Origin of the sequence: Stutzerimonas azotifigens DSM 17556, assembly GCF_000425625.1 — a bacterium.
GTDB classification, from domain to species: domain Bacteria; phylum Pseudomonadota; class Gammaproteobacteria; order Pseudomonadales; family Pseudomonadaceae; genus Stutzerimonas; species Stutzerimonas azotifigens.
Map to the genome: position 1 here is coordinate 70810 of NZ_KE384410.1, position 9222 is coordinate 80031.

Here is a 9222-nt window from a genome sequence, read left to right on the forward strand (position 1 = left end):
CGCTGGTGGTACGAACTGCACGCCACCATGCACGCGGCCATCACGCGGGAAAAGCAGATCAAGGAATGGAAGCGGGCCTGGAAGCTGTGGCTGATCGAAGCGCGCAGTCCGGAGTGGCGGGATCTGTTTTTCGAGATCGTCAGGGCGAGCGGTGCGCCCGTGTTCTGTCGGAGTGCTACCGGGTATTTATTTTTATCGATGCGACGGGGGCGCTCTGAACGGGTTCCGCCGGTACGACGCATCGGTGCGAGCCCTGTGGGCGGAGTAGGGCTCCTGCGGTCTGTGCACTCACCCTTTCCCGCAACACCCCTTCGACTCCAGATCCCTGAGAATCGGGCAGTCCGGCCGGTCGTCGCCGTGGCAGTGGTCGACGAGCGTCTGCAGGGTGTCGCGCAGGCCGGTGAGTTCGGCGATCTTCTGGTTGAGGTCGTCGATGTGCGCGCTGGCCAGGGCCTTGACCTCGGCGCTGGCGCGCTGGCGGTCCTGCCAGAGGGCCAGCAGCCGGCCGACTTCTTCCAGCGAGAAGCCCAGGTCACGCGCGCGGCGGATGAAGGCCAGGCGATGCAGGTCGTCCTCGCCGTAGCGGCGGTAACCGTTGTCGCCCCGGCCGGCGGGGGCGAGCAGACCGGTCGATTCGTAGTAGCGGATCATCTTGGCGGTCAGGCCGCTGCGCCTGGCTGCTTGGCCGATGTTCATGGCTGTGCCTTCTCCTCCGATTGCCGTTCCGGCGTATCCGGGCGCCAGCGCCTGAGCAGCAGCGCGTTGCTCACCACGCTGACGCTGGACAGCGCCATGGCCGCGCCGGCGACCACCGGGCTGAGCAGGCCGAAGGCCGCCAGCGGGATGCCGATCAGGTTGTAGATGAAGGCCCAGAACAGGTTCTGGCGGATCTTCGCGTAGGTGCGCCGGCTGATGTCCAGCGCCGCCGGCACCAGCCGCGGATCGCCGCGCATCAGGGTGATGCCGGCGGCGTGCATGGCCACGTCGGTGCCGCCGCCCATGGCGATGCCGACGTCCGCCGCGGCCAGCGCCGGGGCGTCGTTGATGCCGTCGCCGACCATCGCCACCACCGCGCCGTCGCGCTTGAGCGCGGCGACCACGGCGGCCTTGTCGGCCGGCAGCACCTCGGCGTGCACGTCGTCGATGTGCAGGGCCTCGGCGACCACGCGCGCGCTGCCGCGGTTGTCGCCGGTGATCAGGTGGCTGCGTATGTGTCGCGCCGCGAGCCCGGCGATGGTCTCGGCAGCCCCCGGCTTGAGCGTATCGCCGAAGGCGAACAGGCCGAGCACGCGGGCCTGCGGCGCGCGCTCGACCAGCCAGGACAGCGTCCGCCCTTCGGCTTCCCAGGCTTGTGCCTGCATTGCCAGCGGGCCGGCCGCCAGATCGCTTTCCTCGAGTAGGCGGCGGTTGCCCAGGGCCAGTTGCCGCTCGCCCAGCGTGCCGGAGATGCCGCGTCCGGCCAGCGCGCGGCTGGCCTCGATGTCCGGCGGGCTCAGGCCGCGCTCGGCACAGGCCTCGAGCACCGCGCGGGCGAGCGGGTGCTCGCTGCCGCGCTGCAAGGCGCCGGCCAGCGCCAGCAGGGCGTCGGTGTCGCCCTCCAGCGCTTGCAGGTGGACGATCCGCGGGCTGCCGGAGGTGAGCGTGCCAGTCTTGTCGAAGGCCACGGCGGTGACCGCGTGGGCGACTTCCAGTGCCTCGGCGTCCTTGATCAGGATGCCGTGTCGTGCTGCCACGCCGGTGCCGGCCATGATCGCGGTGGGCGTCGCCAGGCCGAGCGCGCAGGGGCAGGCGATGACCAGCACCGCTACCGCGTTGATCAGCGCTACCTCGAGCGAGGCGCCGGCCAGCAGCCAGCCGCCGAGGGTCGCCAGCGCGACCAGCAGCACCGCCGGCACGAACACCTGGCTGACGCGGTCGACCAGCTTCTGGATCGGCGCCTTGGCCGCCTGCGCGTCCTCCACCAGGCGAATGATGCGCGCCAGCACGGTTTCGCCGCCGAGCGCGGTGGTGCGCACCAGCAGCCGGCCCTCGCCGTTGATCGCGCCGCCGGTGACCCGGTCGCCCGGCTGCTTGGGCACCGGCAGGCTCTCGCCGGTGATCAGCGCCTCGTCGGCCTGGCTTTCGCCGTCGACCACCTCGCCGTCGACCGGGAAGCGTTCGCCGGGGCGCACCACCACAAGATCCCCGAGCGACAAGGCGGCGATCGCCACCTCTTCCTCGCGGCCGTCCTGCAGGCGCACGGCGCGCTCCGGGCGTAGTGCCTCCAGCGCGCGGATGGCGGCGCTGGTCTGGCGCTTGGCACGGGTCTCCAGGTACTTGCCGAGCAGGATCAGCGCGATCACCACCGCCGAGGCCTCGAAATACAGGTGCGGCATCCGCCCGGCCGGCGTCGCCCACCACTGGTAGAGGCTGAGGCCGTAGCCGGCGCTCGTGCCGAGCGCCACCAGTAGGTCCATGTTGCCGGTGCCGGCGCGCACGGCCTTCCAGCCGGCGACGTAGAAGCGCGCGCCGAGCACGAACTGCACCGGCGTGGCGAGCAGGAACTGCACCCAGGCCGGCAGCATCCAGTGCACTCCGAACGGCTGCAGCAGCATCGGCGCCACCAGCGGCGCGGCCAGCAGCAGGGCGATCAGCATGGCGCGGCGTTCGCGGCGCAGGCGCCGTTCGCCCCTGTCCTCGGCTTCACGCTCGGCCTGCACCGGGCTGGCGCCGTAGCCGGCGGCTTCGACGGCGGCGACCAGGACGCTCGGCTCGACCGCGCCGAGCAGCTCGACGTGCGCCCGCTCGCTCGCCAGGTTGACGCTAGCCGAGCGCACCCCGGGGACCTTCAGCAACGCGCGCTCGACCCGCCCGACGCAACTGGCGCAGGTCATGCCGTCGATGGCCAGCTCCAGCGTCTGCGCCGGCACCCGGTAGCCGGCCCGTTCCACCGCCTCGACCAGCGCCGGCAGGCTGTCGCCGGCGGCCTCGACCCGCGCCTGCTCGCTGGCCAGGTTGACGCTGGCGCTGGCCACGCCCGGCACCTTCAGCAGGGCGCGCTCGACCCGGCCGGCGCAGCTGGCGCAGGTCATGCCGGCGACGGGCAGGGTGTAGTTGATGGCCTGGTTCATCTGCAGCTCCTCTGCGAACGGCTCACAGCATCAAGCTTGACGCCGTGGCAAGGTCAAGCGCCGGGAGCGCTTCGTCTTGCCGCTTGACCTTGCCACGGTGGCAGGCTTCAGTCTTGACCCGGATCAACCAGACGAGGTGCCAACCATGCGGACTTTCAACGTGACCGGCATGACCTGCGGCCATTGCAGCCGGGCGGTGACCCAGGCGATCCAGGCGCGCGACCCTTCGGCGCAGGTGACCGTGGACCTGGCCAGCGGGCGGGTGACGGTGGAGGGCGAGCTGCCGGACGAACAGGTGCGCGAGGCGATCCGCGAAGAAGGCTACCAGGTGCAGTGACCCGGCGGCCCCGGGCTCAGGGCCGCCAGTCGTCGAGCAGTCCGTAGAGCAGGGTGTCGAATATCCGTTGGACCTCTTCGCGGCCGAACTGCGGAGGGTCGCGCGTCCAGTCGGTGAACAGGCCGATGACCAGCCCGTGCAGGGCGCGTGCAGCCAGCTGCGGCGTGACGCCCGGGCGCAGGCGGCTGGTAACGACGGTGAACTGTTTTTCGAACAACGCGATGAACTGGCGGACGAAGGCATCGTGGCGCTCGGCGGCCTCGCCCATCTCGTCGGTGAATTCGCAGCGGTGCAGCAGGATGGTGAAGATCCGCTGCTTCTTCTCATCCTCGGCCAGACCGACGATGGCTTCGACGCAGACGTCTCGCAGCACGCGCAGCGGTTGCTCGTCTTCTGCGCCACAGAGCCGCTCGGCGAGCTGCTCCGGGGGCAGGCGCACCTGGTCCAACAGCTCGTGGAACAGATGCCCCTTGTTCTGGAAGTGCCAGTAGACCGCGCCGCGGGTGACGCCGGCATCGCGCGCGATCTGGTCCAGACTGGTATGGGCGACCCCGCGCTCGAGGAACAGGCGCTCGGCCGAGTCCAGGATGGCGATGCGGGTCTTTTCGGCGTCTTCTTTGGTCCGGCGCATATTTCTCTACACAGGGGGCAGCGACGCATCGGTCATGTCGTGGACGACTGCCTGTTTACAATCGCTGTTGTATGTAACAGCATCTCCGCCCTGTGTAAATGACTGGTCGGATGGCGCCAACGAAGCGCCGTGGCTCCTTCCCACGCCTTGCGAGTCTCCCAATGCCGTTGAACCTGCTGTTGATCCTGGGGGCGCTGACCGCCTTCGGGCCCCTGGCCATCGACTTCTACCTGCCCAGCTTCCCCGCCATCGCCCAGGCCTTCGCGACCGACGTCGAGCACGTGCAGCTGTCGCTGGCCTCGTACTTCGCCGGCCTGGCGCTCGGCCAACTGCTCTACGGCCCGGTCGCCGACCGCTTCGGGCGGCGCAAGCCGCTGGTGTTCGGCGTCACCCTGTTCACCCTGGCCTCGTTCGCCTGCGCACTGGCGCCGAACCTGGAATGGCTGGTTTCCGCCCGTTTCGCCCAGGCACTGGGCGGTTGCGCCGGCATCGTGGTCTCGCGGGCGATGGTGCGCGACCTCTGCGACCCGCTGACCAGCGCCAAGGTGTTCTCGCAACTGATGCTGGTGATGGGGCTGGCGCCGATCCTCGCACCGCTGGGCGGCGGGCTGCTGCTCGACGCCTTCGGCTGGCACTCGATCTTCGTCACGCTGACGCTGTTCAGCGGCATCTGCCTGCTGGCGGTGCTGCTGTGGCTGCCGGAAAGCATTCCCGCGGGCATCGCCCGGCCGCCGCTGTCCGGGGCGCTGGGACAGTATCGTCGGCTGTTCGGCGACCGGCTGTTCCTCGGTCATGCATTGACCGGCGGTTTCGCCATGGCCGGGATGTTCGCCTACATCTCCGGCTCGCCGTTCGTGTTCATCGAGCTCTACGGCGTGCCGGCGGAGCACTACGGCTGGCTGTTCGGCACCAACGCGGCCGGCTTCATCGCCATGGCGCAGGTCAACGCGCGGCTGGTGCAGCGGCATGGCCCGGAATACTGGCTGCGGCGCGCGGTGGTCGCCTACGCCTGCTGCGCGCTGGTGCTGCTGGCGCTGGCCTGGCTGCAGCCGGCGCAGCTGTGGCCCTTGCTGATTCCGCTGTTCTGCGCGGTGGCGAGCCTCGGCTGCATCGTGCCGAACGCCACCGCCTGCGCCATGGCCGGGCAGGGCGCGCACGCCGGCAGCGCCTCGGCATTGCTCGGCAGCCTGCAGTTCACCATCGCCGCGAGTTCGGCGATGGCGGTCGGTGCGCTCCACAACGGCACCGCGGTGCCCATGGCGCTGGTCATCGCCGGCTGCGGCGTGATCGCCACCGGCTGGTCAGGCTGGGTGCGCGTCGCCGAGCGCCGGCAGCGGGGCTAGGAGCGGGCGTCGCCCGCGTCCTGCTTCGCGGCGCCGTCCGGGCCCGGCAACGGGTGCGGCGCGGCCAGCCGGGCTTCCAGCCGGTCGACGAAGTGCCGGGCTTCGCTTTCGTTGCGGAAGGTGACGAACAGCTGGTCCAGCTGGACCTGCCAGTGGCTGCCCTGGAAGGGCGTAAGCGGTTGGAGTTGGATGTGCATGGCCTTCTCCTCGCAGTCGGTCGACGGTGCTGGCGCGAGGAAAACGCGCTGCCGTGACGATGTCAATCCCGTTGCGGCGATCGGTCACGCAGCACAGCGAGGACGCCCGTCGATGGGTCGTCCTCGCTGACCAGCAGCTCAGGCGAGCCGCGCGTCGAGGCTGTTCTGCGCCAGCCGTCGGGCCTGCTCTTCGGTCATGCCGAGGCCCTCGTGCAGAGCCACGAAGTTCTCCGTGACGTAGCCGCCGAAGTAGGCCGGGTCGTCCGAGTTCACAGTCACCTTCACCCCCTGTTCCAGCAACTGCAGGATGTTGTGCCGGCGCATGTCGTCGAACACGCACAGCTTGATATTCGACAGCGGGCAGACGGTCAGCGGGATCTGCTCCTCGATCAGCCGCTCGATCAGCCGCGGGTCCTCGGCGGCGCGCACGCCGTGGTCGATGCGGCTGACCTTGAGCAGGTCCAGCGCTTCCCAGATATACGCCGGCGGACCTTCCTCGCCGGCATGGGCGACGGTCAGCAGGCCCTCGCTGCGCGCCTTGTCGAACACCCGGCGGAACTTGCTCGGCGGGTGGCCCACTTCCGAACTGTCCAGCCCGACGGCGAAGAAGGCGTCGCGGTACGGCAGCGCCTGCGCCAGGGTTTCGAACGCCGCCTCCTCGGACAGGTGGCGGAGGAAGCTCAGGATCAGCCCGCTGGAGATGCCCAGACGCTCGCGGCCGTCCCTGAGCGCGGCGCTGATGCCGCCGAGCGCCACCTCGAAGGGAATGCCGCGGTCGGTATGCGTCTGCGGGTCGAAGAAGGGCTCGGTGTGCACCACGTTCTGTGCCTTGCACTTCTCCAGGTAGGCCCAGGTCAGGTCGTAGAAGTCCTGCTCGGTGCGCAGTACGTTGGCGCCCTGGTAGTAGAGGTCGAGAAATTCCTGCAGGTTGTTGAAGGCATAGGCGCGACGCAGGCTGTCGACGTCCGCCCAGGGCAGCGCCACCCCGTTGCGCTCGGCCAGCCGGAACAGCAGCTCGGGCTCCAGCGAGCCCTCCAGGTGCAGATGCAGTTCGGCCTTGGGCAGCGCGTTCAGCCATTCGTACATGGGGTCGTCCTTTCTTTCGTCATCGATGCGCCAACCATGACCGTAACCGCGGCCTCAGACAAGGTTCCACCGGGATGTCCGACCGGCCGGCCGATACTTTTTTCCCGGCGCCGGGAACTATTTTCGATTGAACAAAAAACAGCCAGGCAGCCGCACGCCAGAAACGGTGCGGCCTGGAGCGGCTATTCCCATGCTTATCCACAGCGTTTTCCACCTTTGCCGGGTATAAAACGCAGCGGCATAAGTCGCATTGGAAATCGTCTGAGGGAAGCTCACCAGAAACCCGAAAAAAGCGTGTTTTCAAGCGCTTAGAGTCCACTTGCGGATCGCCGGGTCAACTTTGGTCAAAATTTGCGCAGTGCTGCGCAGCGCCCATGAGGCATGGCCTGCAGCGGTTGCTCCCGTAGTTATCCACAATGAAATGCACAACTTCTGTGGACACCCGCAGGCACCCTCAGAGCGCCTGTTCGGCCAGCACCTGGAGCTGCATGCGGCCGCGGCTCAGGTCCGCCAGCCACTGCCCCAGCTCCGGCAGGCGCGACTGCGGCACGGCGAGGATCAGCTCGGCGCCCTGGGTCTCGAAACGCTCTTCCTCGATTGCGGCGCCGAACTCGCCGAGCCTGGCCCTGAGCGGCCCGAGTTCGGCGAACAGGCAGCGACAGCGGCAGCGCACGCGCGGGATCAGCTCGATGCGCCGGCCGCCCTGCAGGCACTTGGCGGCGCTTCCGCCGTAGGCCCGGGCCAGCCCGCCGGTGCCCAGCTGGATGCCGCCGAACCAGCGTGTGACCACCACCACCACGCGGTCGCAGTCCTGCCCCTCGATGGCGGTGAGCATGGGCCGGCCGGCGGTGCCGCCCGGCTCGCCGTCGTCGCTGAAGCGGTAGCGCGTGCCGATCTTCCAGGCCCAGCAGTTGTGCGTCGCCGTCAGGTCGCTCAGCGACTGGATGAACGCCTGCGCCTCCTCGGGCGTGGCCACCGGCGCGGCGTGGGTGAGGAAGCGGCTCTTGCGGATGGTTTCCTGGAAGCTGCAGGGTTCGGCGAGGGTGAAGGGCATGGTCGGGCTGGGCGGCTGGGACGTCGGCGATTGTATCGCGCAGCGCGCCGCCGGGCCCGGGCGATCACTGCTCCTGGCGCTCCTCGGGATTGCGGCCCGAATCCATCTGAATCGAGGCGCCCTCGTCGTTGCTGCTGCTCTTGTCGGGCTCGGAGCTTTCCATGCAGCCGCCGAGCAGCAGCGCCGTGGCGACCAGTAGGGGAAACAGCGCGTTCATGTCCAGGTCCTCGTGCGTGGGGAAGCGCCGGTCGGCGCTCCCGGTCGACTGTGCCGGGGGCCGAGGGTTTCGGCCATTCGGCGGCGAAGCCGGACTATCGGCGCGCCGGCCGCCGTGAAGCTCAGTCGTATTCAGCCGGCTGGTGATCGCCGAGCAGGCGTCGCTGCCGCGGCGTGGCGGCGGCCAGCACTTCTGGAGCGAAGCGCCAGTGCAGGTAGGGCGAGAACTTCTGCGCGACCATCCGCCGGCCGTAGTGGACCTGCAGCAGGTAGCGGATGCGGTCGCGCGTGCGGTTGCGGCTGCCGGAATGCCACAGGTCGCTGCGGAAGAACAGCACGTCGCCGGCCTCGCAGAGCACCGGCTCGGCCGTGCGCCCGCACCAGCGCGTCTCGCCCTCGGCCGGCTTGCGCCCGGCGCGGTGGCTGCCGGGGATCACGCAGGTGGGCGCGAGGTCGGCGGTGATGCGGTCGATGAACAGGTGCGCGGTGCAGATCTGCATCGGCAGGTGGAACGCCGGGTCGGCCAGCAGCGACTCGGGCAGTTGCATCACCAGGTAGTCCTGATGCAGCTCGCCGCCGACGAAGCCCGGGTGGCAGCGCCAGGCGGTCTGCCCGATGACGTGGCAGTCGTCGCCAAGGCAGGCCTCGGCCAGCTCTATCACGCCCGGCAGATCCAGGTAGGGCAGCCACAACGGATCGCGGTTGAACACGCACTTGTAGTGGTCGACCAGTCCGGTGTAATCCCAGTGCTGCGGCTGCAGGGCGTCGATGGCGCGGTGCAGTTGCTCGATCCGGGCCCCGTCGAGCACGCCGCGCAGCAGCACGAAGCCATCCTCGTGCATGGCGCGCAGGCGTTCGGCGGTGAGGGCGTCGATGGGCATGGCGGGGCCTCCTCGTTGTTCGAGCCGGTCCGCCCGCCGGGGTGCGGCGCGCAGGCCGACAGCACGATGAAAGGTAGGGCCGCTAAGGTAGCGTCTCTTCCCGTGCGGAAGCGCGCACCGCCACAAGCGGGGCGTCGATCCACAAAGGTTGTCGCGGAATCGCGGCCGGCCACGAGCCGGTGCGGCGGTTCCGCTTTTTTTGCGCGTTTGTTTTCGCGGTCGAGACTGCCACGGGCCTTTCCCTTCTCCCCCAGGCAGCGCCGCGCCTTTCCTCTCCCGCCGGGAGAAGGTGGCCCGCAGGGCCGGATGAGGGCCGCTTGCACGGTTCGCTCACCTGCCTCTCCCGGTGGGAGAGGGCGTTGTTCGG

Annotated in this window: 10 protein-coding genes; 2 read left to right on the plus strand and 8 right to left on the minus strand. The window is 69.4% G+C overall.

Features of this window, described 5'->3' with window-relative positions; translation table 11 throughout:
* Positions 1-288 precede the first annotated feature (288 nt).
* A complete protein-coding gene (cueR, locus tag H610_RS0113690) occupies positions 289-696 on the minus strand; it encodes a Cu(I)-responsive transcriptional regulator (protein WP_028240194.1) in 408 nt (135 codons plus the stop codon).
* Positions 693-3110, minus strand: coding sequence for a heavy metal translocating P-type ATPase (locus H610_RS0113695; protein WP_028240195.1), 2418 nt, complete (start codon positions 3108-3110; stop codon positions 693-695). Before H610_RS0113695 ends, cueR begins: the two co-directional genes overlap by 4 nt.
* 145 nt (positions 3111-3255) lie before the next feature.
* Between H610_RS0113695 and H610_RS0113700 the strand changes: the two genes are divergently transcribed.
* Positions 3256-3447: a heavy-metal-associated domain-containing protein gene (locus H610_RS0113700; protein ID WP_028240196.1), complete on the plus strand. Its 192-nt coding sequence runs from the start codon at positions 3256-3258 to the stop codon at positions 3445-3447.
* A 16-nt stretch (positions 3448-3463) separates the two neighbouring features.
* Here the strand turns inward: H610_RS0113700 and H610_RS0113705 are convergent, their stop codons facing one another.
* Positions 3464-4078 carry a TetR family transcriptional regulator gene (locus H610_RS0113705; protein WP_028240197.1) on the minus strand — a complete coding sequence of 205 codons (615 nt, stop codon included), beginning with the start codon at positions 4076-4078 and terminating at the stop codon, positions 3464-3466.
* Between the two features lie 161 nt (positions 4079-4239).
* Between H610_RS0113705 and H610_RS0113710 the strand changes: the two genes are divergently transcribed.
* Entirely contained in the window at positions 4240-5421 is a 1182-nt protein-coding gene (locus tag H610_RS0113710; protein WP_028240198.1) for a multidrug effflux MFS transporter, read from the plus strand.
* Here the strand turns inward: H610_RS0113710 and H610_RS23905 are convergent.
* From H610_RS23905 to H610_RS0113735, 5 genes are all read right to left on the minus strand, one after another.
* Positions 5418-5618 carry a hypothetical protein gene (locus tag H610_RS23905; protein WP_043238595.1) on the minus strand — a complete coding sequence of 67 codons (201 nt, stop codon included), beginning with the start codon at positions 5616-5618 and terminating at the stop codon, positions 5418-5420. The genes H610_RS0113710 and H610_RS23905 overlap by 4 nt on opposite strands.
* A 138-nt stretch (positions 5619-5756) precedes the next feature.
* Positions 5757-6704 carry an adenosine deaminase gene (locus H610_RS0113720; RefSeq protein WP_028240199.1) on the minus strand — a complete coding sequence of 316 codons (948 nt, stop codon included), beginning with the start codon at positions 6702-6704 and terminating at the stop codon, positions 5757-5759.
* A 454-nt stretch (positions 6705-7158) separates the two neighbouring features.
* Positions 7159-7758, minus strand: coding sequence for an IMPACT family protein (locus H610_RS0113725; RefSeq protein WP_028240200.1), 600 nt, complete (start codon positions 7756-7758; stop codon positions 7159-7161).
* Positions 7759-7822: 64 nt separating this feature from the next.
* Positions 7823-7975 carry a hypothetical protein gene (locus H610_RS25720; RefSeq protein ID WP_161630473.1) on the minus strand — a complete coding sequence of 51 codons (153 nt, stop codon included), beginning with the start codon at positions 7973-7975 and terminating at the stop codon, positions 7823-7825.
* 121 nt (positions 7976-8096) lie between these two features.
* Positions 8097-8855 carry a phytanoyl-CoA dioxygenase family protein gene (locus H610_RS0113735; RefSeq protein WP_028240201.1) on the minus strand — a complete coding sequence of 253 codons (759 nt, stop codon included), beginning with the start codon at positions 8853-8855 and terminating at the stop codon, positions 8097-8099.
* Positions 8856-9222: the final 367 nt, after the last annotated feature.

Bases quoted from the DNA above. Each gene is read 5' to 3' on its own strand.
- cueR (WP_028240194.1), bottom strand. From the start codon at position 696: ATGAACATCGGCCAAGCAGCCAGGCGCAGCGGCCTGACCGCCAAGATG.
- H610_RS0113695 (WP_028240195.1), bottom strand. From the start codon at position 3,110: ATGAACCAGGCCATCAACTACACCCTGCCCGTCGCCGGCATGACCTGC.
- H610_RS0113700 (WP_028240196.1), top strand. From the start codon at position 3,256: ATGCGGACTTTCAACGTGACCGGCATGACCTGCGGCCATTGCAGCCGG.
- H610_RS0113705 (WP_028240197.1), bottom strand. From the start codon at position 4,078: ATGCGCCGGACCAAAGAAGACGCCGAAAAGACCCGCATCGCCATCCTG.
- H610_RS0113710 (WP_028240198.1), top strand. From the start codon at position 4,240: ATGCCGTTGAACCTGCTGTTGATCCTGGGGGCGCTGACCGCCTTCGGG.
- H610_RS23905 (WP_043238595.1), bottom strand. From the start codon at position 5,618: ATGCACATCCAACTCCAACCGCTTACGCCCTTCCAGGGCAGCCACTGG.
- H610_RS0113720 (WP_028240199.1), bottom strand. From the start codon at position 6,704: ATGTACGAATGGCTGAACGCGCTGCCCAAGGCCGAACTGCATCTGCAC.
- H610_RS0113725 (WP_028240200.1), bottom strand. From the start codon at position 7,758: ATGCCCTTCACCCTCGCCGAACCCTGCAGCTTCCAGGAAACCATCCGC.
- H610_RS25720 (WP_161630473.1), bottom strand. From the start codon at position 7,975: ATGAACGCGCTGTTTCCCCTACTGGTCGCCACGGCGCTGCTGCTCGGC.
- H610_RS0113735 (WP_028240201.1), bottom strand. From the start codon at position 8,855: ATGCCCATCGACGCCCTCACCGCCGAACGCCTGCGCGCCATGCACGAG.